The 24,186-nt window shown below is 62.6% G+C and carries 25 protein-coding genes; 7 read left to right on the forward strand and 18 right to left on the reverse strand.

Features of this window, described 5'->3' with window-relative positions:
- Position 1 precedes the first annotated feature (1 nt).
- From lepA to rpoE, 5 genes are all read right to left on the reverse strand, one after another.
- Entirely contained in the window at positions 2–1,795 is a 1,794-nt protein-coding gene (lepA, locus tag ACB037_RS11985) for a translation elongation factor 4 (RefSeq protein ID WP_010675641.1), read from the reverse strand.
- 159 nt (positions 1,796–1,954) lie between these two features.
- Positions 1,955–2,416 carry a SoxR reducing system RseC family protein gene (locus ACB037_RS11990; protein ID WP_039040538.1) on the reverse strand — a complete coding sequence of 154 codons (462 nt, stop codon included), beginning with the start codon at positions 2,414–2,416 and terminating at the stop codon, positions 1,955–1,957.
- A gap of 90 nt (positions 2,417–2,506) precedes the next feature.
- The gene (locus ACB037_RS11995) at positions 2,507–3,487 is read right to left on the reverse strand and encodes a MucB/RseB C-terminal domain-containing protein (RefSeq protein WP_010675643.1); all 981 of its coding nucleotides are present in this window, start codon (positions 3,485–3,487) and stop codon (positions 2,507–2,509) included.
- Positions 3,488–3,508: 21 nt separating this feature from the next.
- Positions 3,509–4,096: a sigma-E factor negative regulatory protein gene (locus ACB037_RS12000; RefSeq protein WP_041211670.1), complete on the reverse strand. Its 588-nt coding sequence runs from the start codon at positions 4,094–4,096 to the stop codon at positions 3,509–3,511.
- Positions 4,097–4,118: 22 nt separating this feature from the next.
- The gene (rpoE, locus tag ACB037_RS12005; RefSeq protein WP_368220555.1) at positions 4,119–4,700 is read right to left on the reverse strand and encodes an RNA polymerase sigma factor RpoE; all 582 of its coding nucleotides are present in this window, start codon (positions 4,698–4,700) and stop codon (positions 4,119–4,121) included.
- A 181-nt stretch (positions 4,701–4,881) separates the two neighbouring features.
- Here rpoE and nadB point away from each other — a divergent pair, with 181 nt between their 5' ends.
- Positions 4,882–6,489 carry an L-aspartate oxidase gene (nadB, locus tag ACB037_RS12010; protein ID WP_010675646.1) on the forward strand — a complete coding sequence of 536 codons (1,608 nt, stop codon included), beginning with the start codon at positions 4,882–4,884 and terminating at the stop codon, positions 6,487–6,489.
- A 118-nt stretch (positions 6,490–6,607) separates the two neighbouring features.
- On the opposite strand, the gene ACB037_RS12015 is transcribed toward nadB, so the two are convergent.
- Positions 6,608–6,979, reverse strand: a complete 372-nt coding sequence (locus ACB037_RS12015; RefSeq protein ID WP_043154867.1) for a protein YgfX — start codon at positions 6,977–6,979, stop codon at positions 6,608–6,610.
- Between the two features lie 58 nt (positions 6,980–7,037).
- The gene (locus ACB037_RS12020; protein WP_010675648.1) at positions 7,038–7,307 is read right to left on the reverse strand and encodes a succinate dehydrogenase assembly factor 2; all 270 of its coding nucleotides are present in this window, start codon (positions 7,305–7,307) and stop codon (positions 7,038–7,040) included.
- A gap of 113 nt (positions 7,308–7,420) precedes the next feature.
- Between ACB037_RS12020 and ygfZ the strand changes: the two genes are divergently transcribed.
- Complete coding sequence (gene ygfZ / locus ACB037_RS12025; protein ID WP_214005136.1) at positions 7,421–8,332, forward strand: tRNA-modifying protein YgfZ; 912 nt, start codon at positions 7,421–7,423, stop codon at positions 8,330–8,332.
- A gap of 6 nt (positions 8,333–8,338) precedes the next feature.
- On the opposite strand, the gene ACB037_RS12030 is transcribed toward ygfZ, so the two are convergent.
- Complete coding sequence (locus tag ACB037_RS12030) at positions 8,339–9,220, reverse strand: LysR family transcriptional regulator (protein ID WP_010675650.1); 882 nt, start codon at positions 9,218–9,220, stop codon at positions 8,339–8,341.
- A 124-nt stretch (positions 9,221–9,344) separates the two neighbouring features.
- Here ACB037_RS12030 and ACB037_RS12035 point away from each other — a divergent pair, with 124 nt between their 5' ends.
- Positions 9,345–9,782 carry a PACE efflux transporter gene (locus ACB037_RS12035; protein ID WP_124244252.1) on the forward strand — a complete coding sequence of 146 codons (438 nt, stop codon included), beginning with the start codon at positions 9,345–9,347 and terminating at the stop codon, positions 9,780–9,782.
- A gap of 70 nt (positions 9,783–9,852) precedes the next feature.
- On the opposite strand, the gene ACB037_RS12040 is transcribed toward ACB037_RS12035, so the two are convergent.
- On the reverse strand, positions 9,853–10,194 hold the full coding sequence (locus tag ACB037_RS12040; RefSeq protein WP_010675652.1) for a hypothetical protein: 342 nt from the start codon (positions 10,192–10,194) through the stop codon (positions 9,853–9,855).
- 183 nt (positions 10,195–10,377) lie between these two features.
- Between ACB037_RS12040 and cutA the strand changes: the two genes are divergently transcribed.
- The 3 genes from cutA (at position 10,378) to ACB037_RS12055 (ending at position 13,020) form a co-directional block, all read left to right on the forward strand.
- The gene (gene cutA / locus ACB037_RS12045; protein ID WP_371175363.1) at positions 10,378–10,695 is read left to right on the forward strand and encodes a divalent-cation tolerance protein CutA; all 318 of its coding nucleotides are present in this window, start codon (positions 10,378–10,380) and stop codon (positions 10,693–10,695) included.
- Positions 10,692–12,470: a protein-disulfide reductase DsbD gene (locus tag ACB037_RS12050; RefSeq protein ID WP_371175364.1), complete on the forward strand. Its 1,779-nt coding sequence runs from the start codon at positions 10,692–10,694 to the stop codon at positions 12,468–12,470. Before cutA ends, ACB037_RS12050 begins: the two co-directional genes overlap by 4 nt.
- A gap of 124 nt (positions 12,471–12,594) precedes the next feature.
- Entirely contained in the window at positions 12,595–13,020 is a 426-nt protein-coding gene (locus tag ACB037_RS12055; RefSeq protein ID WP_371175365.1) for a hypothetical protein, read from the forward strand.
- Positions 13,021–13,038: 18 nt separating this feature from the next.
- Here the strand turns inward: ACB037_RS12055 and ACB037_RS12060 are convergent, their stop codons facing one another.
- The 9 genes from ACB037_RS12060 to ACB037_RS12100 form a co-directional block, all read right to left on the reverse strand.
- Complete coding sequence (locus tag ACB037_RS12060; protein WP_371175366.1) at positions 13,039–14,358, reverse strand: NAD(P)/FAD-dependent oxidoreductase; 1,320 nt, start codon at positions 14,356–14,358, stop codon at positions 13,039–13,041.
- Between the two features lie 144 nt (positions 14,359–14,502).
- A complete protein-coding gene (gene fbaA / locus ACB037_RS12065) occupies positions 14,503–15,582 on the reverse strand; it encodes a class II fructose-bisphosphate aldolase (RefSeq protein ID WP_010675658.1) in 1,080 nt (359 codons plus the stop codon).
- Positions 15,583–15,697: 115 nt separating this feature from the next.
- Complete coding sequence (locus ACB037_RS12070) at positions 15,698–16,861, reverse strand: phosphoglycerate kinase (protein ID WP_052815671.1); 1,164 nt, start codon at positions 16,859–16,861, stop codon at positions 15,698–15,700.
- 66 nt (positions 16,862–16,927) lie between these two features.
- Positions 16,928–17,938, reverse strand: coding sequence for an erythrose-4-phosphate dehydrogenase (epd, locus tag ACB037_RS12075; RefSeq protein ID WP_041211676.1), 1,011 nt, complete (start codon positions 17,936–17,938; stop codon positions 16,928–16,930).
- A 50-nt stretch (positions 17,939–17,988) separates the two neighbouring features.
- Positions 17,989–18,918 carry an ROK family protein gene (locus ACB037_RS12080; protein ID WP_010675661.1) on the reverse strand — a complete coding sequence of 310 codons (930 nt, stop codon included), beginning with the start codon at positions 18,916–18,918 and terminating at the stop codon, positions 17,989–17,991.
- A 151-nt stretch (positions 18,919–19,069) separates the two neighbouring features.
- The gene (gene hemE / locus ACB037_RS12085) at positions 19,070–20,137 is read right to left on the reverse strand and encodes a uroporphyrinogen decarboxylase (RefSeq protein ID WP_371175367.1); all 1,068 of its coding nucleotides are present in this window, start codon (positions 20,135–20,137) and stop codon (positions 19,070–19,072) included.
- 139 nt (positions 20,138–20,276) lie between these two features.
- The gene (nudC, locus tag ACB037_RS12090) at positions 20,277–21,056 is read right to left on the reverse strand and encodes an NAD(+) diphosphatase (RefSeq protein ID WP_139737296.1); all 780 of its coding nucleotides are present in this window, start codon (positions 21,054–21,056) and stop codon (positions 20,277–20,279) included.
- A gap of 165 nt (positions 21,057–21,221) precedes the next feature.
- On the reverse strand, positions 21,222–21,827 hold the full coding sequence (locus ACB037_RS12095) for a TIGR04211 family SH3 domain-containing protein (protein WP_010675664.1): 606 nt from the start codon (positions 21,825–21,827) through the stop codon (positions 21,222–21,224).
- A 152-nt stretch (positions 21,828–21,979) separates the two neighbouring features.
- Positions 21,980–22,732: a potassium channel family protein gene (locus ACB037_RS12100; RefSeq protein WP_029314808.1), complete on the reverse strand. Its 753-nt coding sequence runs from the start codon at positions 22,730–22,732 to the stop codon at positions 21,980–21,982.
- Between the two features lie 100 nt (positions 22,733–22,832).
- Between ACB037_RS12100 and ACB037_RS12105 the strand changes: the two genes are divergently transcribed.
- Positions 22,833–24,083, forward strand: coding sequence for a methyl-accepting chemotaxis protein (locus tag ACB037_RS12105; protein ID WP_010675666.1), 1,251 nt, complete (start codon positions 22,833–22,835; stop codon positions 24,081–24,083).
- Positions 24,084–24,186 lie beyond the last annotated feature (103 nt).

Here is a 24,186-nt window from a genome sequence, read left to right on the forward strand (position 1 = left end):
ATTAATCCTTTCCGACGTGGAGAATAGCGAGGAAGGCCTCTTGCGGCACGTCCACACGACCCAGGGACTTCATCCGCTTCTTGCCTTCTTTCTGCTTGTTCAACAGCTTCTTCTTCCGGCTCACGTCACCACCGTAGCACTTGGCGGTGACGTCTTTACGCAATGCCTTGACGGTGCTGCGGGCGATGATCTGGTTGCCGATGGCGGCCTGAATGGCGATGTCGAACATCTGGCGCGGGATCAGCTCGCGCATCTTCTCCACCACCTGGCGACCGCGATACTGGGCGTTCTCCTTGTGGGTGATGATGGCCAGGGCGTCGACCCGCTCGCCGTTGATCATGATGTCCAGACGGACCATGTCGGAGGTTTCGAAACGCTTGAAGCCATAGTCCAGGGAGGCGTAGCCGCGACTGGTGGACTTCAGACGGTCGAAGAAGTCGAGCACCACTTCCGCCATCGGGATCTCGTAGGTCAGCGCCACCTGCTTGCCGTGGTAGACCATGTTGGTCTGTACACCGCGCTTCTCGATGCAGAGGGTGATGACGTTGCCCATGTACTCCTGCGGCAGCAGGATGTGACACTCGGCGATGGGCTCGCGCATCTCCTTGATGTTGTTGATGGCGGGCATCTGGGCCGGGCTGTCGATGTGGATGGTGGAGCCATCGTTCAGCTCGATCTCGTAGACCACGGTCGGCGCGGTGGTGATGAGATCCAGATCGTATTCACGCTCCAGACGCTCCTGGATGATCTCCATGTGCAGCATCCCGAGGAAGCCGCAGCGGAAGCCGAAGCCCAGCGCCGTGGAGCTCTCCGGTTCGTAGAACAGGGAGGCATCGTTGAGGGAGAGCTTCTCCAGCGCATCGCGGAAGGACTCGTAGTCATCGCTGGAGATGGGGAACAGGCCCGCATAGACCTGGGGCTTCACCTTCTTGAAGCCGGCCAGCGCCTTCTCGGCACCGTGCTTGGCCAGGGTCAGGGTATCCCCCACCGGCGCACCGTGGATGTCCTTGATGCCGCAGACGACCCAACCTACCTCGCCACAACCCAGGCCGTCGGTGTCCACCTGCTTCGGCGTGAAGATACCGATGCGATCCACACCCCATACCTGACCGGTGCTCATCACCTTGATCTTGTCGTTCTTTTTCAGGGAACCGTTCTTGATCCGCACGAGCGACACGACCCCGAGGTAGGAGTCGAACCAGGAGTCGATGATCAGCGCCTGCAGCGGCGCCTCCGGATCCCCTTCCGGGGACGGGATCTTGGCGACGATCTCTTCCAGCACCAGATCGACACCGAGGCCGGTCTTGGCGGAGCAGCGCACCGCGTCCACCGCATCGATGCCGACGATGTCCTCGATCTCCTCGGCAACCCGCTCGGGCTCTGCGGCCGGCAGGTCGATCTTGTTCAGCACCGGCACCACTTCCAAATCCATTTCCATGGCGGTGTAGCAGTTGGCCAGAGTCTGTGCCTCAACCCCCTGACCGGCATCCACCACCAGCAGTGCCCCTTCACAGGCAGCCAGGGAGCGAGAAACCTCGTAGGAGAAATCCACGTGGCCCGGGGTGTCGATAAAGTTCAGCTGATAGGTGTTACCGTCTTGTGCCTGGTAGTTCAGGGTCACACTCTGTGCCTTGATGGTAATGCCGCGCTCGCGCTCCAGATCCATGGAGTCCAGCACCTGGGCCTGCATCTCGCGATCGGACAGGCCGCCGCAAGTCTGGATCAAACGGTCCGACAGGGTCGACTTACCGTGGTCGATGTGCGCAATAATCGAAAAGTTACGAATGTGTTTCATCGAGCAAGAATCACTCAAAATTAAGTTAGGGTCGGATATGAGGGCAGGATTTTACTGGATAACCCGGTCGACGGCCAATCTTTAGTCGGCGGGCCCCACAAATAGCGCCTTGTCTGGCGGACGTTGGGCACCTGGATGCCCTCCGCCAGACCCGGCCCCTCAAGAGAGATGACGGGTATTGAGCACCACCCCGAGCATGCGGGGACCGTATTCCCCCTGCTCGAGCCGGTCAGAAAAGTAACGAACCAGTAAAAATCCGATGGCGCCGCCCAGCAGACAGCAGAGGATGGTCACCCCCTCTCCCGCCGACAAGAGCGGCACCAGCCAGAGCTGGCCGAGCAGGGCGCCCAGCAGCAGACAGAAGAGCGGCAGCACGTACACCAGGGCCGCACCGCGCAGGATGCTGGCCTGAGGGATGCCCAGGCGGATCTGCTGGCCCACCGCCACATCGCCGGTGAGGGCGACCCGCAGCCGCTGCGCCTTCATGGGAAAGGCCTTGGCGACGGTGCCGGTCCCGCAGCTGGATTGTTGGTGGCAACCGCTGCAGGCGGATCGCCGCTCGCACTCCACCCAGGCGTGATTGCCGTCGATGGCCACTACTGTGGCCAGCTCTTCACTCATGTTACTCACCTGATGACTCCTCACAGGGGGCGGTGGATGCACCGGATCTCAGCACGGTGGCACCCTCAGGGCAAGTCTCACGGCAAAGACTCACTGCACCGCCTCGTTGCGGGCCAGTGGCTGCACGGCCTCAGCGATACGCTTGGCGGTTTCGGCGGGCACCTCGCCCACCACGGTGATCTCTACCCCGACCTCGTTGACGAAGCTCACCAGCGAGGTGGCCCCCTGGCGAATCAACTGCTGGCGCACCGCCTGCTTGGGATCGACCCGGGAAACGTAGACGGAGAGATCCACCAGCCCGTCGGAGAGCATCATGTAATCCACCGGCAGACTGGTGCTGACCAGCTGATGCCGATCCTGAGAGAGCACCTTGAAGCCATCGGGCAACCAGGTCAGGTGCCAGTTAAGGGTCTGCTGGGGAGCGGGATAGGCATCTTCCAGCGCCAGCGCATCCGGCAGCTTGCTGCGTGCCAGGGTGACCAGCCAGGGGGCCGGCGCAGATTGCCTGTCCAGATCCACCCCCAGCACCTGCTCCACCAGATTTCCTTCCCGATCCACCATGTCCACCCGCAGCAGCAGATGGCTCTGTTCGTCAATCCAGAGCACGAAGCCGTACTTGTCCGCCTCCTTGGGCACCAGCCGTACCACTTGTGCCACCAGGCCGGCCACCCGGCTGCGGCCCGCCAGCACGGGGTCATAACTCTCCATCACCCGGGGCAGCGGCATCCTCACCAGGCTCGACCAGACCCCGGGGAAACGCGCCCCCTTGAGGGTGTAGGGTTCATGGGTGTTTTCGAAGAAGGTGTATTCGTTCTGGCGTTGCAGGAACTCCACGGCCTTGCCGTCGAGATAGCTCAAGTGAGCCACCTCCTTGCCATCGATGATCCCGTGGCTGAAACGGATAGGCTCGAGGCGCCCCTGGCGGGCCTTGACCATGGACAATTCGAAGTTTTGTTGCGAAACGGCACTCTGCATCTGCTGCAACAAGGCCTCGGCCGACAGATCGTCGGCCGAGGCCTTGGCACAAATCAACAGGAGAGAGGCCAGCAGGATACGGCTGGACTGGCGCACGATCTGATCCCTAAAAATGCGTTATTCCTGAATCTGCTTGTCTTGCAGCAGACGCTGTTGCAGTTGATGGTCGCGCAGGAAGGCATTGATGCGCTCGCGCTGCTCCTGCATCTGCTGCTCGCTCAGACCTTGCTGACGCACACCGGTCCGGCTGCCATCCTGGGGATAGTGCACGCTCACCGGCGCAGCACTGCCACCCACGGGTATGGTATTGAGCACCGGGCTGGTCGGCACACCATCCTTGCCCTGGTACTGCTGCACGCCGAAGATGACGGCGGCAGCCACGGAGGCGGCAATGGCATACTGCCCCACTTGCTGGCCAAAGCGGCGAACGAAGGGGATCACCTTGCCGGCGGGCTGCACCTGGGGCGCAGCAGGCTGTGCCGGCTTGGGCGCCAGTATGGCGGGTTCATCCTCCAGCGCCAGCATGATGCTGTCGCTGAGATCCAGTTGCAGATTGACCGGCAGGTCACCCCGCATGGCATCACCGATCAGATGGTAACGCGACCAGGTATCCTGCAGAGCGGGATCCGTTCCCAGCTCGTTCAGTACCTCGATTTCGCTGAGGTCGCCATCCATCAGGGCTGAAAGTTGCTCTTTATTTGCCATAAGTTTGCCTGTCTTTCCCCAGTTAATGCTCGATCAGAGGTTGCAGCTTTTTATCGATTGCTTCCCTCGCCCGGAAGATGCGGGATCTCACCGTACCCACCGGACAATCCATGATCTCCGCAATCTCCTCGTAGCTCAGCCCTTCCATTTCACGAAGGGTGATCGCCGTTCTCAAATCTTCTGGCAAGGCTTCTATGGCGGTAAACACCGTACGCTTGATCTCGTCGGTCAGCACCAGGTTTTCCGGGGTGGCCACCTCTTGCAGGGCTTCACCACCACCATAATATTCAGCCTCGTCCGCTTCGACATCACTGCTGGGCGGTCTACGCCCCTGTGACGTCAGGTAGTTTTTGGCCGTGTTGACGGCAATCCGGTACAACCAGGTGTAAAACGCGCTCTCGCCACGGAATGTCGGCAACGCACGGTAGGCCTTGATGAATGCCTCCTGCGCCACATCCGGTACATCGCCCGGATTGTTGACATACCTGGCCACCAGGTTGACCACCTTGTGCTGGTACTTGCGTACCAACAGGTTGAATGCATTTTTATCGCCACGCTGGACCCGTTCAACCAGCTGTTCGTCCAGTAGATTCTGGTCGCTCATCAGAGCCGTAAAACCCCCATCAGGTTATCGTTTTTCTTTTCCGGCCCCTTCTAAGCGCACAAGTTCAGACAGGAGGAATCAGGGAAAGTTCGCTTGCATTGAAAAAAATGTGATGCGGGCTGCATCACAACCCCCCTTGGGCTACCATGGGGCCAGTTCTTAATCCAGGCCAATGATACTTATGAAAGCAAGTGTTGAATACCTTTGCGACGTACTCATCATTGGCAGCGGTGCCGCCGGTCTGTCCCTCGCGTTGCGATTGGCAGACCAGGCCAAAGTCCTGGTTCTGAGCAAGGGGCCCATCAGTGAGGGGGCCACTCTCTATGCGCAAGGAGGCATCGCTGCCGTGTTCGACGAGACCGACAGCATCGAATCCCACGTGAGCGACACGCTCAACGCCGGCGCCGGGTTGTGCGACCCGGCGGTGGTGGAGTTCACCGCCCGCAACGCCCGCGACTCCATCCAGTGGCTCATTCAGCAGGGGGTCCCCTTCGATCAGGAAGAGGATGCCGAGGGGGAATCCCACTATCACCTGACCCGGGAAGGGGGCCACAGCCATCGCCGCATCTTCCACGCGGCCGACGCCACCGGCAAGGCGGTGCAGCTCACTCTGATCGACCAGGTGCGCGCCCACCCCAACATCCAGCTGATGGAGCGCTTCAACGCGGTCGATCTCATCACCACCCGCAAGCTGGGTCTGCCGGGCAACAAGGTACTGGGAGCCTATGTCTGGAATCGCAACGCCGAGCAGGTCGAGGTGATCCGCGCCCGCTTCGTGGCGCTGGCCACCGGCGGTGCCTCCAAGGTGTACCAGTACACCTCCAACCCCGATGTAAGCTCCGGCGATGGCATTGCCATGGCGTGGCGCGCCGGCTGCCGGGTGGCGAACCTGGAGTTCAACCAGTTCCACCCCACCAGCCTGTTCCACCCGGACGACCCCAACTTCCTGCTGACCGAAGCCCTGCGCGGCGAAGGGGCCTACCTGCGCCGTCCCGACGGCAGCCGCTTCATGCCGGAGTTTGACGAGCGGGCCGAGCTGGCCCCGCGGGACATCGTCGCCCGCGCCATCGACCACGAGATGAAGCGCCTCGGGGCGGATTGCATGTATCTGGATATCAGCCACAAGCCGGCGGATTTCATCATCAAGCACTTCCCGACCATTTATGAGCGCTGCCTCGCGGTCGGTATCGACATCACCAGGGAGGCGATGCCCATCGTCCCGGCGGCCCACTACACCTGTGGCGGCGTGATGATCGACAACAACGGCCAGACCGACATCCCCGGCCTCTATGCCATCGGCGAGGTGACCTATACCGGGTTGCACGGCGCCAATCGCATGGCCTCCAACTCCCTGCTCGAATGCGTGGTCTATGCCCACCAGGCGGGAGCCGACATCCTGGCCAAGCTGCCCACCAGCGTGGCGCCCCCCAGCCTGCCGGCCTGGGACGAGAGCCAGGTGGATGACTCGGACGAGCAGGTGGTGATCCAGCACAACTGGCACGAGCTGCGGCTGATGATGTGGGACTACGTGGGCATAGTGCGCACCAACAAGCGCCTGGCCCGGGCCAAGCGTCGCATCGATCTGCTCAAGCAGGAGGTGCAGGAGTACTACGCCAACTTCCGGGTCTCCAACAACCTGCTGGAGCTGCGCAACCTGTTGCAGGTGGCCGAGCTCATCGTCAACTGCGCCCTGGAGCGCAAGGAGTCTCGCGGTTTGCACTACAACCTGGATTATCCGGACATGCAGCCGGACTCCAAGCCAACCGTGCTGACCCCGGATCGGGAATGACGCCGGATCAGGAATAAGGCCGTTGCGTTCGATTCGGGCGTATGCCCTCCCCCAGATGACCCCGCCCAGGCGGGGTCATCTGCTATGAGCGGCAGATGTAGCAGGTAGAGAGACGCCCCTAGCGGACAGCGAGGTGAATGGCGCGGGCCAGGGCGCGGTAGTGTGCAGGGGCCAGGGCATCGGAGAAGAGCCAGAGCTGCCCCTCGGAGCCCTCCACTGTCTTCAGCCGCAACCAGAGCACCCCGGGCAGGATGCGGCTGCGGGGATCCAGCCGATGGCGCGCCCCTTGCCACTCGAGCCACTCCCCGTCCCAGACGAGCACGCCGCTCGCCGCCGGATGGCGGCGCAACGCGCGCCACAGACTCAGCCCCCAGACAGGGAGGAACAGCCCCCATTGCCAGCCCTGGATCAGGCTGGCGACGGGCAAGAGCAGCAACAGAAACAGGATGCACAGCAGCAGACGCTGCTGGCGGGAGGCGATCACGGGCATCACTACCCGCTGGGGAGACGCGAGGCTGGCCATGAGGGGTGGCGGTCGCGAGTCGGGCTCAGCGCAGGCTGTCGTGACGGGCCTGGTTGCGCTCGAGGATCAGGGGGATCATGGCGGCAAAAGCGGGATCCTCGGGCACGCCGTGACCCATGCACCAGCGGAACAGCTCGGGATCCTCGCACTCCAGCAGGCGGATGAAGGTGCGCTGTTCGGCCTCGCCGAGGCCATCGAACTCGTGCTCAAAGAAGGGCATAAAGATCACATCCAGCTCGAGCATGCCGCGACGGCAGGCCCACTTCAGGCGGGACTTCTCACTTGGGTTCAACATGGAACTCTCCTTACAAAGACCGGGGAATGGTAGCAGCAGGATTTTCCGGCTGACAAACATTCCTTACGTCTTTACCATGCAGGTCACATACTTTCTGTCTCTGGAATCCCATCGTGAGCCTGCCGACCCCTCTTCTTCCTGCCGAGCCGACCCTGTTTTCCCTGACCAACCTGGCCATCACCCGCCTCGGCGGCCCGGATCGCGCCAAGTATCTGCAAGGTCAGGTCACCTGCGACGTCAACGCCCTGCAACCGGGCCAGAGCACCCTCGGCGGCCACTGCGATCCCAAGGGCAAGCTGTGGAGCGATTTTCGCCTGCTCTGCCTGGAAGACAGCCTGCTGATGCTGACCAAGCCCTCGGTGCTGGCCCGCCAGCTGCCGGAGCTCAAGAAGTTTGCGATCTTTGCCAAGGTCGAGATCGGCGAGTTTCAGGGCAGCCTGGCCGGACTGGCCGGTCAGGGGACGGACGACTGGATGGCACAACACTTCGCGCTGACCGGCACCGGCCTGGTGGAGGGCGGCATGGCAGTCAGGGTGGAGGCGGACCGCTGGCTGCTGGCGAACGCATCCCCGCTGGCCCTGAACCTGCCGGTGGGCGACGAAGGACTCTGGTGGGGGCTGGAGATCAAAGCCGGTCTCCCCCATCTGGAAGCGGTCCATCAGGGGGAATACATCCCCCAGATGCTGAACCTGCAAGCCCTTGATGGCATCAGCTTCAACAAGGGCTGCTACATGGGGCAGGAGACGGTGGCACGCGCCAAGTATCGCGGCGCCAACAACCGCGCCCTCTTCGTGCTGAGCGGCACTGCCGCAACGCAGGTGGCCAGCGGTGACACCCTGGAGATCCAGCTCGGTGACAACTGGCGCCGCAGCGGTCTGGTGCTCAACGCCTGGCAGCAGCAGGGTCAGGTGTGGCTCACTGCCGTGCTGCCCAAGGATACCGAGGCCGACGCCCGCTTCCGCCTCAAGCTGGAAGAGGGCTCCAGCCTCGGTCTGCAACCCCTGCCCTATGCGTTGATCGACTGAATCCCCCTAGCGAGGCACCCGCGCCAGCAGTGCCTCCTGCAGCCAGCGCCCCGCCTGCCCGAGCGGGCGGGCGCGATACCACTGCAACTCCAGCGCCAGTTCCGCCTCGGCGATGAAGTCCGGCTTGAGCACCACCAGCTCCCCCCGCGCCAGGGGCCGGTGCAGCAGAAACTCGGGCACCGCCGCCCATCCCAGCCCCAGTTTCACCAGCTCCAGGATCCCGAGATCCCCCTCCACCCACCACACTTGCGCCGAGAGGCGGAAGCGATGGCGCTCCGTCCCCTCCCGCCGTCCGGTCACCATCAACTGGCGAGCCCCTTGCAGGTCGCTCTCCTTCAACGGTGTCTTGTGGGCCAGGGGGTGATCCGGAGAGACCACCAGGGGCATGGTGACCGTCCCCAGGGAGCGGGAGACCAGCTCCCGCTCGGGGTGCGCCTTCTGATAGCTGATGCCAAGCTGTGCACGGCCGCTCTTGAGCAGCTCGGTCACGTCCTCCATCAGCGGGAACAGCAGCTCCAGCTCCACCGCCGGGTAACGGCTGGCGAACTCCTCCAGCAGGGAACCAAGCCAGGGCAGGTGGGAGTCATCGTCGATGGCCAGGGTGAGGCGCGACTCGACGCCGTTGGCCAGTTCTCCTGCGATGGCCTGCAGTCGCTCGCTCTGGGCCAGCAGCACCCCCGCCTCCTGACAGATGCGGGCACCCGCCTCGGTCAGCACGGGATAGCGGCCGCTGCGATCGAACAGCGCAAGGCCGAGATCGATCTCCAGGTTGGCGATGGCGGCACTCACCACCGACTGGGCCTTGCCCAGCCTGCGCGCCGCCGCCGAGAACGACCCGGTCTCGGCCGTCGCCAGCAATGCCTTGAAGTGTTCCAGTGAAGGGGTCATGAGCCTGCTCCGCCGTGCCGTTGTGTCGTCACATCTATCTATTTTAGCGATAGATACCAACGTGAATCTATCCAGTTTTGGCGATACATTGCCGCCATTCCCTGACCAAAGAGAGAGATAAACCATGCGTACGACCCGTGACCGCCTGCGCCACGCCATCGGCTTCGAATTGATTGGCCTGCTGATCGCCGCCCCGCTGGCTAGCTGGGTGACCGGCGTCGGGCTCAACCACATGGGCCCCCTGGCCCTGTTCTTCTCGGTGGTCGCCACCGTCTGGAACTATGTCTACAACATCGGCGTCGACAGGCTGCTGCTGCGCCTGCAGGGCCATACCCACAAGAGCCTGTGGCAGCGGGTGCTGCATACCTTGGGTTTCGAGGGGGGCTTGCTGATCGTCGCCCTGCCGGTGATGGCCTGGTGGCTCGACATCGGCCTGCTGGAGGCGCTGGTGCTGGATATGGGCTTCGTGCTCTTCTACCTGGTCTATGCCTTCGTCTACAACTGGAGTTACGACAAGGTGTTCCCCATTCCCATGGGACAGGTGCAGAAGGCACTGGGATAAGCGATTCGAGGGGTAAGGGCGAGGCACCATCATGCGATGGCATGATGGTGCTGAAGAGGGCCTCGCGGGGTCAGGCCTGGGCCTTGACCTCTTCCGGCGGGGTATCGTCCTGCCTGGTTTCCTGGCGCATCATGGCTTCGAGGTCGCTCTGGTACTGGTTCAGCATGCGCTGGGCCGCCACCATGTCCCCCTTGTGCAGGCGCTCGAACAGATGATGCTGCACCACGCCGTTGAGGTACTCCACCGTGATGGGTTGCTCCAACGCCGACAACAGCTCCTCTTTTTCCAGCTCCGCATTGATCTCGTCGACACTGGTACGCAGCAGACCGGCCAGTTGCACCAGCATGCGGCGCTCCCCTTCACGCAACAGGCTCAACATGCGGTTTCTCTGCTGCTCATTCTGTTGGGTCATACATTTCCTTACGTAGAATTGGAACAAGCCCGCTCATTCTGCCCTGTCCTTTTCACAGCGTCCATCTCGGGCGCATGACTTATTCCGGGTGCGGGGGGCCGGGTGCTATTTGCCCCCCGGCCCGGTATAGTAACGGCTGATCCAGGGGGCCCGTGCGCCCCGTTGCCGAGACCGTCCATCCCTATGACCGACGCCATTCTGGTGCTCTGCACCTGCCCCGACGAGACCAGTGCAGACCGCCTCTGCGAGCAGCTGCTCGACCAGCGCCTCGCCGCCTGCATCAACCAGCTGCCCGGGGTCACCTCCGTCTATCGCTGGCAGAGCAAGACGGAACGAACCCGGGAGATCCAGCTCGTCATCAAGAGTCGGGCCGCTCTGTTCGAACCCCTGCGCCAGTGCATTCTCGCCCACCATCCCTACGAGGTACCGGAGATCCTGGCGCTCCCGGCAAGCCAGGGCCACCCTGCCTATCTCGACTGGTTGACACAGGAGACCTCATGACCGCCTCTCGCCCCCTCTCCTTCCTGCTGATGCTGCTGGGCCTGCTCTGCGTCCTGACGACGGCCCCCGCCCGGGCCAGCAGCCAGGATCTGCTCGGCAGCCTCGGCATCGAGACCCAGCCCAGATTCCTCAAGGTGGATCAGGCCTTCGCCCTCGAGAGCGAACAACAGGGTGATCGGCTGCTGCTCCGGATACGCATCGCCGACGGCTACTACCTCTATCGCCACAGCATCCGTGTGAAGGGAGAGAACCTCGCCTTTGACGAGCCCGTCCTGCCCCCCGGTACCGAGCACGAGGATGACTTCTTCGGCAAGAGCCGGGTCTATTACCAGGAGGTGCAGATCCCCGTGGCGCTGACCCGGGTCGGGGACGCGGCCAGCCTCACCCTGAGTTACCAGGGCTGCACCGAGGGACTCTGCTACCCACCGACCGACAAGCGGATCGCCGTCGAGCCCCTCACCGCCCCCGCCCAGGCGGAAGCGGCGGCCAGCCTTCAGGGCACAGACGTGCCGGGCAGCCAGCAGGACAGGCTGGCGGCCGCCCTCGGCAGCCAGGGGTTCTGGATCAGCGTCGCCGCCTTCTTCGCCCTGGGTCTCGGCCTCGCCTTCACCCCCTGCGTCTTCCCCATGTATCCCATCCTGACCGGGATCATCGCCGGGGCCGGGCATCGCCTCTCCACCCGTCGCGCCTTCCTGCTCTCCTTCGTCTATGTGCAGGGGATGGCGGTCACCTATACCCTGCTCGGACTCGTCGTCGCCTCGGCGGGCCTGCAATTCCAGGCGGCCCTTCAGCACCCCTATGTGCTCATCGGCCTCTCGGTGATGTTCGTGCTGCTCGCCCTCTCCATGTTCGGACTCTACACCCTGCAACTCCCGAGCAGCCTGCAAACCCGTCTCTCGGGCTTCTCCAACCGCCAGCAGGGCGGATCCGTGGCCGGCGTCGCCATCATGGGCATGATCTCGGGACTGGTCTGCTCCCCCTGCACCACGGCGCCGCTCTCGGGGGCGCTTATCTACGTGGCCCAGAGTGGCGATCTCTGGCTCGGCGGTGCGGCCCTCTATGCCCTCTCCCTGGGCATGGGGCTGCCGCTGCTCTTGCTCGGCACCTCTGGCGGCAAGCTGCTGCCCAGGGCCGGCGCCTGGATGGATGTGATCAAGCAACTCTTTGGCTTTGCGCTGCTGGCGGTACCCATCCTGCTGCTCTCAAGACTCCTGAGCGACCAGATGTCCACCCTGCTCTGGCTCGGTTGGGGACTGGTGCTGTGCGGTTATCTCTATCACCACAACCAGCATCGCGCCCATTCGGTGGGCAAGAGCCTCGGCGGCTTCGTCCTGCTGCTGGGGATGATGGGCCTTGTGGTGGTGGGCAAGGATCTGCTGCTGCCACCCGAGGGGGCCAATGCCGCCGCCCAGACCCAAGCCCCCCGATTCATCCGCATCAAGACCCAGGACGATCTCAAGGTGCAGCTCGCCGCCGCCCGCGGCAAGCCGGTGCTGCTGGATCTCTACGCCGACTGGTGCGTGGCCTGCAAGGAGTTCGAGCACAAGACCTTCAGCGACCCCGATGTGCAGGCGCGCTTCAGCGAGATGGTGCTGCTGCAGGCGGACGTCACCGCCAACGACGACGCCGACGTGGATCTGCTCAATGGCCTCAACGTGCTGGGATTGCCGACCCTCATCTTCTTCGATCGCGATGGCAACGAGGTGAACGGCCAGCGGGTGACCGGCTTCATGGGGCCTGTCGAATTTCTCGGCCAGCTGGACAAGCTGCGCTGATACCGGGTGGCCCGTGCAACCGTGTGGGCCCCCGGTTTGACCGCCATTTTTCCGGCAATCCCTTGTATATGACCGACGCCGTGGCAGAATTTGCCCTTTCCCGTCTCGTTCGTCCGGAGTTTTGATGAAAAAGTGGTTCATCCCCCTGCTGGCCCTCTGGCTTTATGGCTGCAACGCAGGTCCCGGTGAAGAGACCATCCAGAGCCAGGTCACCGCCAGGTTGCAGGCCGACACGGATCCCGCCCTGTTCGAGATCAGCGACTTCGCCGTGCTCGGCAAGGAGGAGCGGATGGAGGGGGTCTATCTGGTCAAGGTGAGCTACCAGCTCCACTTCAAGCAGGGACTGGATCAGTTGCAGGTGCTGCACGACGAGGATCTCGTCTATGACAGGGTCGGCCCCTTCCAGCAGGAGATGGGGCTGATGGAGCTGGAGCGCAAATACGGCGAGTTCGAGGCCGGCCAGAGCCTGGCGCAGGAGACCCAGGTCTGGATGATGAAAACGGAGCAGGGCTGGCGCCTGGCCGAGCCAGACGCGACGCAGCAGGGATAATCCCGAGCCCCCCTCCCCTTAGAGCAGATCCTTCAGCCGATACCAGAGCATCCCGAGCGCCAGCAACGGAGAGCGCAACGCCGGGCCACCCGGGAAGGTCATGTGAGGGACGCGGCTGAAGAGATCGAAGCCCCGGCTCTCCCCCTTGATCGCCTCCGCCACCAGCTTGCCCGCCATGTGGGTGGCATTGAGGCCATGGCCCGAATAGGCCTGGGCATAGAAGACGTTGGGATGCTGCTCGAGGCGGCCTATCTGGGGCAGACGGTTGGCGCCTATGCCTATCATGCCTCCCCACTGGAACTCGATGGCGGTACCCGCGAGCTCGGGGAAGACCCGCAGCAGCTTGGGCAGCATGAAGGCCTTGATGTCGCGGGGGTCACGGCCCGAGTAGTTGCAGGCCCCGCCAAACAGCAGGCGACCGTCCGCCGACAGCCGATAGTAGTCGAGCGCCACGTTCTGATCGCACACCGCCATGTTCTGTGGCAGCAAGCGCTGGCGCAGGCGCTTCTCCAGCACCTGGGTGGCGAGAATGTAGGAGCCCGCCGGCAGCACCCTGCCCCCGAGATCGGGCTGGAGGTCGCCCAGGTAAGCGTTGCAGCCGATCACCAGGTAGTCCACGCTGACCCGGCCGTGGGCCGTGGTCACCTCGACCCGCTCGCCGTATTCGATGTGGGTCACCCTTGAGTGTTCGAACAGGGAGACCCCGAGACTGGCTGCCGCACGCGCTTCGCCGAGGGCCAGGTTGAGAGGATGCAGGTGACCGGAGCCCATGTCGATCATCCCGCCGATATAGCGATCCGATCCGACCACGGTGTGCATCTCCTCCCGTGCCACCATTTTCAGTGCGTGCCGATAACCCAGGCTCGCCAGGTGCTCGGCATCCTCCTCGAACCCCTTCAGGTGGCGCGCCTTGGTGGCGAGATCGCAATAGCCCCAGGTGAGATCGCACTCGATATTGAAGCGCTCGACCCGCTCGCGCACCAGTTGCACCGCTTCGATCCCCATCAGATCCAGCTCCCGCACGCCCGCCTCGCCAATCCAGCGGGCGAACTGGCTGGTTTCGTGGCCGATGCCGCGGATCAGCTGGCCGCCGTTGCGTCCCGACGCTCCCCAGCCGATGCGGTTGGCCTCCAGCAGCACCACCTTGTAACCGGCATCGGCCAGGTTGATGGCGGTGTTGAGGCCGGTGAAACCGCCACCGATGACGCAGACGTCCGCATCCAGCTCACCACTGAGCTCGGGCCACTGCCGATGGTCGTTGCGAGTGGCCGCGTAATAGGAGGCCGTGTGTTCCTGATGTTCCTGATGTCCCTGTCTTCCTGTCTGCATGCTCAGCATCCTGCCTGGTTGCATTCGTTTACTAAATTAAACGGGTGTCATCGATAATACCCAGCCCCTCATCCCCAATCCAGCCCGTCAGGATCACAGAAATGCAAAAGGCGCCCCGAAGGGCGCCTTTTCATGCAATCAAGGTGCTGCGAATTACAGTACGTCGATGGCGTTCAGGTCGGAGAAGGCCTTCTCCAGACGCGCGATCATGGAAGTCTGACCGGCACGCAGCCATACGCGCGGATCGTAGAACTTCTTGTTCGGCTTGTCGGCACCTTCCGGGTTGCCCAGCTGGCCTTGCAGGTAGGCTTCGTTGGACTTGTAGAAGTTCAGCACGCCTTCCCAGGTCGCCCACTGGGTGTCGGTGTCGATGTTCATCTTCACCACGCCGTAGGAGATGGATTCGCGGATCTCTTCCAGGGTAGAGCCGGAGCCACCGTGGAACACGAAGTCCAGGGACTTGGCAGGCAGACCGAACTTCTCGGAGACGTACTTCTGGGAGTTGTCCAGGATCTTCGGAGTCAGCTTGACGTTACCCGGCTTGTACACACCGTGCACGTTGCCGAAGGAGGCAGCGATGGTGAAGCGCGGGCTGATCTTGGACAGACGCTCGTAGGCGTAGGCCACGTCTTCCGGCTGGGTGTACAGGGAGGATTGGTCCAGGTGGCTGTTGTCCACGCCGTCTTCTTCACCGCCGGTGCAGCCCAGTTCCAGCTCCAGAGTCATGTTCATCTTGGCCATGCGGGTCAGGTACTCGCAGCAGATGTCGATGTTCTCTTCCAGAGACTCTTCGGACAGATCCAGCATGTGGGAGGAGAACAGCGGCTTGCCGGTTTCGGCAAAGTGCTTCTCGCCGGCGTCCAGCAGGCCGTCGATCCACGGCAGCAGCTTCTTGGCAGCGTGGTCGGTGTGCAGGATCACGGGAACACCGTAGGCTTCGGCAACGGCGTGCACGTGCTTGGCACCGGAGATGGCACCCAGGATGGCAGCTTGCTGGCCTTCCAGCTTCAGACCCTTGCCGGCGGTGAACACGGCACCACCGTTGGAGAACTGTACGATAACCGGGGCTTTGACCTTGGCAGCAGCTTCCAGCACGGCGTTCACGGAGTCGGTACCGACGCAGTTGACGGCCGGCAGAGCGAAGCCGTTTTCCTTGGCGATGGCGAACACTTTCTGAACGTCATCACCAGTGATCACGCCGGGTTTTACGAAGTCGAAAATTTTCTTAGACATGTTTAATCGTCCTGTCTCGTATGCCGTTAATAAAAAGTGGGGGGTTCATCATGAACCGGCACAGCGGCCACATGATAAACGAAACGGGAGGCTTTTGCCCCCCGTCCCGGGTCAATTAGGCTTTGGCGCGCTCTTCGAGAATCGCGACAGCCGGCAGTACCTTGCCTTCTACGAACTCCAGGAAGGCGCCGCCGCCGGTGGAGATGTAGGAGACCTTGTCGGCGATGCCGAACTTGTCGATGGCAGCCAGGGTGTCACCACCGCCAGCGATGGAGAAGGCCGGGGAAGCGGCGATGGCTTCGGCGATCACCTTGGTGCCTTCAGCGAACTGGTCGAACTCGAACACGCCGACCGGGCCGTTCCACAGGATGGTCTTGGCGTTCATGATGATGTCGGCCAGGGCCTTGGCGGAATCCGGACCGATGTCGAAGATCATGTCGCCGTCAGTCACGTCGGACACGGACTTGATGGTGGCCGGGGTGGATTCGGAGAACTCGGCACCCACAACCACGTCGGTGGTCACCGGAATGTTGGTTTCGGCAGCCAGTTTCTTGGCGGTGTCGATCAGATCGTGCTCGCACAGGGACTTGCCGACGTTGTGACCGGCAGCAGCGATGAAGGTGTTGGCGATGCCACCACCGACCACCAGCTGGTCAGCGATCTTGGAGAGGGATTCGAGTACGGTCAGCTTGGTGGAGACCTTGGAGCCGCCCACGATGGCAACCATGGGGCGCTCGGGCTTCAGCATGGCTTTGCCCAGGGCTTCCAGTTCACCGGCCAGCAGGGGGCCTGCACAGGCAACCGGCGCGAACTGGGCCACACCGTAGGTAGAGCCTTCGGCGCGGTGAGCAGTACCGAATGCATCCATTACAAAGACGTCACACAGGGCGGCGTATTTTTTGGCCAGCTCTTCGGTGTTCTTCTTCTCGCCTTTGTTGAAGCGGCAGTTTTCCAGCACAACCAGCTCACCGGCGGCGACGTCTACGCCATCCAGGTAGTCTTTGGCCAGACGAACCGGGCAGGACAGTGCGTCTTTCAGATAGTTGACAACCGGAGCCAGGGAGAATTCTTCGTTGTATTCACCCTCGGTCGGACGACCCAGGTGGGAGGTGATCATCAGCTTGGCGCCCTTTTCCAGAGCCAGCTTGATGGTAGGCAGAGTCGCAACGATACGTGCATCGGAAGTGACCTTGCCGTCTTTTACCGGCACGTTCAGGTCAGCACGGATCAGAACGCGTTTGCCCGCCAGATCCAGGTCGGTCATCTTGATAACAGACATATTCAGTCCTCTATATATTTTCAGGTAATGTTAAAAAAACAGTAACCTTGCGCCCGGTGCAGACTTTCAGCCTGCGGCCATCATGGCCCGGGTGGTATCCAGCATGCGGTTGGCGAAGCCCCATTCGTTATCGCACCACATCAACATCTTGACGAGGTTGGCATCGCTGACCCGGGTCTGGGTACCATCAATGATGCAGGAGTGTGCATCATGATTAAAGTCTACGGAGACCAGTGGCTCTTCCGTGTAGTCCAGAATACCGTGTAATGTACCTCTGGATGCCCGTTGCAGGGCTTGATTTACGTCACTAACTGTCACTTTTTTACGAACAGTAATGCTCAGATCCATGGCGGTTACATTGATGGTGGGTACCCGCACCGCGATCGCCTCGAACTTGCCGGCAAAGTGGGGAAGGATACGTTCCAACCCCTTTGCCAGCTTGGTATCCACCGGGATGATGGACTGGCTGGCCGCCCGGGTTCTGCGCAAGTCGCCGTGATAGGCATCGATGACTTGCTGATCGTGCATGGCCGAATGAATTGTCGTAATAGTACCACAATTTATCTCGAATTCTCGATGCAATGTTTCGATGACGGGGACCACGCAGTTGGTGGTGCAGGAGGCGTTGGAGACGATCCGCTCCCGCCCGGTCAGCACCTGGTGGTTGACCCCGTAGACGATGGTGGCGTCCACGTCCGCGTCCGCCGGATGGGAGAAGAGCACCTTGCCCGCTCCCGCCCCCAGATGCAGCTCGGCATCGGCCCGGGAGCCGAACACCCCGGTGCAGTCCAGCACCACGTCCACCCCCAGCGCCCGCCACGGCAAGTTCGACGGATCCCGCTCGGCAAACAGGGCGATGAGATCCTCCCCCACCTGCATGCTGTTGCCCGCCAGTTGCACCGGATAGCGGAAGCGACCGTGGCTGGTGTCGAAGCGGGTCAGGTGCACCATGGCCTCGGGGGCCGCCAGCTCGTTGATGGCCACTATCTTGATAGTCTTGTCGCGGCCGCTCTCGTAGAGGGCCCGCAGCACGTTGCGGCCGATGCGGCCATAGCCGTTGATGGCAATCTTGATCATGGAAACGTTGTGTCCTTAGCTGCGACAAAGGGATGGGAGGAAGGGGCGACTCACGAGAGCAGTGCCTCGCGAAAGACGCCGCGGGCCAGCAGTGCGGCACCGAATACCCCGGCGCTGTCCCCCAGGGCCGGCGCTATCATGGGGGTGGCGAAACGGGGGTTGAACAGGAAGGGCAATACCGTTTCGCGCCCGGCGCGATAGAGGCTCTGCACATTGCCCACGCCGCCACCGATGACGATGACGTCCGGATCGAGAATATTGATCACGTTGGCGAGGGCCTGGCCGAACAGCAGGTGCAACCTGTCCATGGTGAGCCTGGCGACGTGATCATGGGCACTGGCCGCAGCAATCTGGGCGAGCGAGAGACGGCGTTTGGTCCTGGCCTCGTACCAGGCCTCCAGCGCCGGGCCGCTGATGAGGGTTTCGACGCAGCCGCGCTTGCCGCAGTAGCACTCTGGCCCCTCCGGCAACAGGACGTTGTGCCCCCACTCCCCGGCGATGCCGTGGTGACCGTTGAGGATCTGGCCGTTGATGACGATGCCGGCCCCGACCCCGGTGCCCATGATGATGCCGAACACCACTTTTGCATCGGGATGATGCTGGCGCACCGCCCCCAGGTGGGTTTCCGCCAGGGCGAAACAGTTGGCGTCGTTGGCGATGAGCACGGGGACGCCCAGCCTGCGCTCCAGATCTTCCTTGAGCGGCTTGCCGTTGAACTCGGTGGTGTTGCTGTTTTTCAGCAGCCCGGTCTGGGGGTCCCGGGCCCCCGGCGTCCCCATGCCGATGAGTGCAGGACGCTGACCGAGTTTGGCGGCACACTCGTCCACCAGTTTGGCGATCTGGCCCAGCATGTGCTGGTAGCCGCCGTGCCGTTCAGTGGGAATGCGGTGGCGCAGCAACACCTCGTCGCCATCGAGCACCACGCACTCGCACTTGGTCCCGCCAAGATCGATGCCCCAATCCCACGCCCGCTTCTCCATCCAGCCTCCTGCCCCTCAACGACCCCATCCCGGCCACGACTGCCAACATGGGGGTGCAGTGTAACCCGAGCCGCGACCAGGATGCAGCCCCCTGTGTCACGGACAGCAAAACGGGGCCCGCAGGCCCCGTTCATCACGCTGTATGCCGCCCTCAGCGACCGTGGTACCGGGCGGAGAGCTCATGCACCGCGTTGACGAACACGCCGGCGCGTTCCGGGTCCACATCCTGATGGATACCGTGCCCCAGGTTGAAGACATGACCGTTGCCATGACCGAAACCGGCCAGAATGGTGGCGACCTCTTCGCGGATCCGCTCCGGGGTGGCGTAGAGCATGGAGGGGTCCATGTTGCCCTGCAGCGCCACCTTGTCGCCGACCCGGCGCTTGGCGTCCGCGATGTCGGTGGTCCAGTCCAGCCCCAGGGCATCGCAGCCGGTGGCGGCGATCTGCTCCAGCCACTGGCCGCCGTTCTTGGTGAACAGGGTGACCGGCACACGGCGGCCCTCATGTTCACGGATCAGGCCATCGACGATCTTGTGCATGTACTGCAGGGAGAAGTCGCGGTAATCGCGCGGGGTGAGCACGCCGCCCCAGGTGTCGAATACCATGACCGCCTGGGCACCCGCCCTGATCTGGGCGTTGAGGTAGGCAATCACGCTGTCCGCCAGCTTGTCGAGCAGCAGATGCAGGGTCTGCGGCTCTGCATACATCATCTTCTTGATCTTGGTGAAGGCCTTGGAGCTGCCCCCCTCCACCATGTAGGTGGCAAGGGTCCAGGGGCTGCCGGAGAAGCCGATGAGCGGCACGTCGCCCTTGAGCTCGCGGCGGATGGTGCGTACCGCATTCATCACGTAGCCGAGCTCGTCTTCCGGATCCGGGATGGGCAGGGCCTGCACGTCGGCCATGGAGGTGATCGGGCGCTCGAAGCGCGGGCCTTCCCCGTGTTCGAAGTAGAGGCCCAGCCCCATGGCATCGGGCACGGTCAGGATGTCGGAGAAGAGAATGGCGGCATCGAGCGGATAGCGGCGCAGGGGCTGCAGGGTGACTTCACAGGCCAGCTCGGCGTTGCGACACAGGGACATGAAATCCCCCGCAACGGCGCGGGTCGCCTTGTATTCCGGCAGATAACGGCCAGCCTGACGCATCATCCATACCGGGGTCATGTCCACTTCCTGGCGCAGCAGGGCACGCAGGTATCGATCGTTTTTCAGCTCTTTCATCCCAGTTCCTGAGTCATGTCACGCATAAAATGGCGGACATGATACCACTTTGTGCAAGTCTGAGGGCGACCCTGACGCCGCACATCGCCGCAGGAGTGCAAAGATGTGAGGGGGCGCATACAAGCGCCCCCGTTTTCCCTCAACGCGCCTCGGCGAGACACTGTTCGATGAGCCGGCGCGCTATGGTGCCATGAGGGGGCAAGCGCGGCAGCCGGTCAGCCTCAAAGAAGCCTGCCGCCACCAGTTCGTCATCCTGCACCCGGATCTCGCCGCTCTCGTAGTCGGCGGTGAAGCCCATCATCAGGCTGTGGGGGAAGGGCCAGGGCTGGCTCGCCACGTAACGCACATTGGTCACCCGGATGCCGCTCTCCTCGAAGACCTCCCGCGCCACGCACTGCTCCAGATTCTCCCCTGCCTCCACGAAGCCGGCCAGCACGGTATACATGGGATCATCCGCCTGATAGTGACGGCGGTGGGCTGCCAGCAAGATGGCCGGTCCCTTGCGCACCGCGACGATGATGCAGGGGGAGATGCGCGGATAGACGACATGGCCGTGATGACACCCCTGGGCCCACTCCCCTTCCCTCGGGGTCATGGGGGCACCGCACTCACCGCAGAAACGATGGGTTCGGCGAAAAGTGGCGAGCTGCCAGGCCCGCCCTGCGAGGCGAAAGCCCTCTTCGTCCCCCGCCACCATAAGCTGGCGCAGCGGGGTCATGGCCCCGGTCTCCGCCTCCGCCCCCAGATCCAGCAGATGGCAAGGCAGGCCGTCCCACTCGTCGAAGCGCTCGAAGGAGGCGGTGTGCAGATGGGTGGGCAAAACGGCGCGGGGCCCTTGTGGAATGCGCCCCTGTTCATCCAGCAGGACGAGGTGATCGCCCCCCAGCACGAACCAGAAGGCCTGTTCAGTTGATGACATATGATGAAGGCTCTTGTTGAGAATGCGCGCGGCACAGGATCGTTCGCCTCATCTTACGAGCGGGAAGGGCCGATGGCGACCCCCGACATGGCCCTCTTCTCGCTAGGCACACCATGAAAAAAGGCCGCCTCTGGCGACCTTTCATCCTGTTGACCGCCCGGGCGATCAGTTCATCCAGCGCTCGCTGCTCTTACGACGGCGCGGGAGCATGGGCAGGAGGATCCCGAGCAGGATGCCGCCCCCCACCATGGCACCACCGCGGATGAACCAGTCCATCTGCATGTCGTGCTCACGGTTGTCATAGCTCTGGGTCAGGGCGTCGTTCTGTTCCTTGAGGCTGCTCATCTCGGCGCTCTGGCTGTCCAGACGGGCTTTGAGGCTGGCGATCTCCTTGCTCTGCTCGGCGATCTTGCCATCCTTCTCGGCGAAGCGTTTCTCGTTGTCGCCATTGAGGTTCAGCAGACGGGCCTTGGCTTCGTCCAGCTCTTTCTGAACCTGGGGAAGGCGTTCACGCAGGCTGATCTCCCCCTGCAGCTCGCTGTTCTTGATCCAGCCCTCGCGGCCACGACCGTCCACCACCTGGGTGAATCCGGCCTCCTGGTTCACCGCCTTGACCTCCAGCGGCTCACCGGCCTTGACGCTGCCGAGGATCCGGTACTGGGTACCCGGACCGTTGTGGATATAGGTAAAGATGTTGTCTGAAACATAGCGGGTATCGGCCAGTGCCTGTTGGGCACACAAGCAGATCAGGATCCCGAGAAGGGCGCGCATGGTCGATCGATTCTCTTCGTTGGATTAGGTTGCAGGCCGAATGTTAAGCCGCCTGCGGGTCAAAGGACAAGCAAAGAAAAGCGCCATCTCCCCGAGTGAGAGCTGTCTCGCAGCGCCGCCGGTTTGCCACGCGACCATTCCAGACGTCGTACCTACTTCTGTTTCAGCGCCTGCACCTCGGCGCGCAGGGCCTTGAGCTCTTTGAGCAGTTGCGCCTGCTGCTCGCTCTGCTGGCGTCGCCACACAGCGGTGTCATCGTTGGTCTTGCCGGGATGGACGAACAGGCTGGCCATGAAGCCGCTGAGGGCGCCAAACAACCCCACTCCAAAGAGGATCAGCAGGCTGGCGACGAAGCGCCCCTCCTCCGTCTTGGGCACCAGATCCCCGTACCCCACGGTAGAGAGGGTCACCAGCGTCCACCAGAAGGCATCGTAAGGAGTCTGGATCTGGCTGCCGGGTTGCCCCGTTTCCAGCCAGTACATGACGCCGGAGCCGACCCCCAGCAACAGGAAGAAGAGGAAGAGAATGCCGGAGAGGGTGGTTTCGTTGCGTTCACGACGGAACATGGCCAGCAGATCCGGTCTGTCCCGGAGCAACTGGTAAACCCGCCACAGCTGGATGAGCCGCGCCCAGCGCAGTTGTTCCACCATGGGCAGGCTGCCGGGCAGATAGAACCAGTTGCTCTTGAAGAAGGCCATCCTGTCGGAGGCGCGCGCCCAGCCATAGGCGAAGTGAGCGAGGAAGAAGTAGCAGATCAGGCTGTCGACATCATAAAAGAGCTGCAGGGTCTGGGGGCTCAGTTCACCGTGCCCCAGCCAGCGAGCAGCCACCAGGCAAACCGAAATCACGGAGAGAAACCCCATCAGCAGATCCATGGTACGCAAATGAGTTAAGTGATGTCGCATACATTTTCCAACTTTAAGCACGGTGCAAATTAATAAAAAGGAAGATAATGCCGATAGCTATGACGGCAAAGGAATAATGGACGTTGAAAGGAGAAAAAATATGCAGTTGAACCCGCTGGAGAGGCGCATGAGCAACATCCGACTGGTGCCCAAGGTGGTGCTGCTCATGGTGTTCAGCACCCTGCTGCTGCTGGCCAAACTCTGGTTCGATGCCAGCAACCTGGAAGCGACCCTGCTCAGCGAGGGCATTGATGCCGCCATGGCCAACACCATCGCCGATCGCCTGCTCTGGACCGGGCTGGTGGAGACGGCGCTCATGGGGGTCGTCTTCGTGGTGCTGCTGCTTACCGGCTCACGCCTCATGGTCAAGCAGGTCCACTACCTGGTGGGGCTGCTGGAGCGTTTCGCCAACAAGGATCTCAGCCACAGCGTACTGCTCAAGTCCCGGGACGAGTTCGGCGACATCGCCAAGGCGGTGGCCCACTCCCAGGAGAACCTCAAGGAGGTGTTCGGGACCCAGCGTGCCGCCTGCAAGGAGCTCAACGAGATCGCCTCCCAGGTGACTCTCTGTATGGATGAGGCGAACGAGGCCATCAACGAGGAGTTCACCCAGATTGAGCAGCTTGCCAGCGCCATGAGCCAGATGGTAGGTGCCATTCGAGAAGTGGCCAACCACGCGGAGCAGGCGTCCCACGCCACCGCCGAAACCAGCCAGCTGGCCGAGGAGGGCAGCCGCTGCGTGGCGGCTACCGTCAACACCATCGACACTCTCTCCGGCAACATCCAGCGCTCCTCCACCGTGGTCAACGAAGTGGAGCACGGGGTCGATCGCATCGGCTCCGTGGTGGACACCATCCGCAGCATCTCCGAGCAGACCAACCTGCTGGCCCTGAACGCCGCCATCGAAGCCGCACGGGCCGGTGAGGCGGGTCGCGGTTTTGCCGTGGTCGCCTCCGAGGTGCGCGAACTCGCGAACCGTGCCCAGGCCGCCACCGTCGAGATCCAGAAGATGATCGAGCAGCTTCAGGGCAACGCCCGCCAGGCCGTCGGCCTGATGGCCGAGAGCGTGCAGCAGGCGGACAAGGGGGTGGAGCAGGTGACCCAGGCTGGTACCCAGCTCGACACCATAGTGCAGCGGGTGCAGGGAGTGGCCGACATGAACCGCCAGATCGCCGCCGCCTCCGAGCAGCAGAGCTCGGTCGCCGAGGAGATGAATGCCAACCTGGAGCAGGTCAAACAGGTGGTGGAAGGCTCCGTCGTGGTGCTGCGGGAGCTGAAAGATGCCTCCGAACTGGTGGAACACCACAGCCAGACGCTGGACAGCCATATCCAGGCCTTCAAGCTGGCCTGATGCTGGCCTGATGCTGGCGCCCATCGTCAAACCTTCAGGCTGGCCTGAGGTCGTGATTTGAGTACACTGGAAGGCCCCCTTAGGGGCCTTTCTTTTTTCATCA

This window comes from Aeromonas sp. S19(2024), assembly GCF_041402625.1.
In the GTDB taxonomy this organism is placed as follows: domain Bacteria; phylum Pseudomonadota; class Gammaproteobacteria; order Enterobacterales; family Aeromonadaceae; genus Aeromonas; species Aeromonas caviae.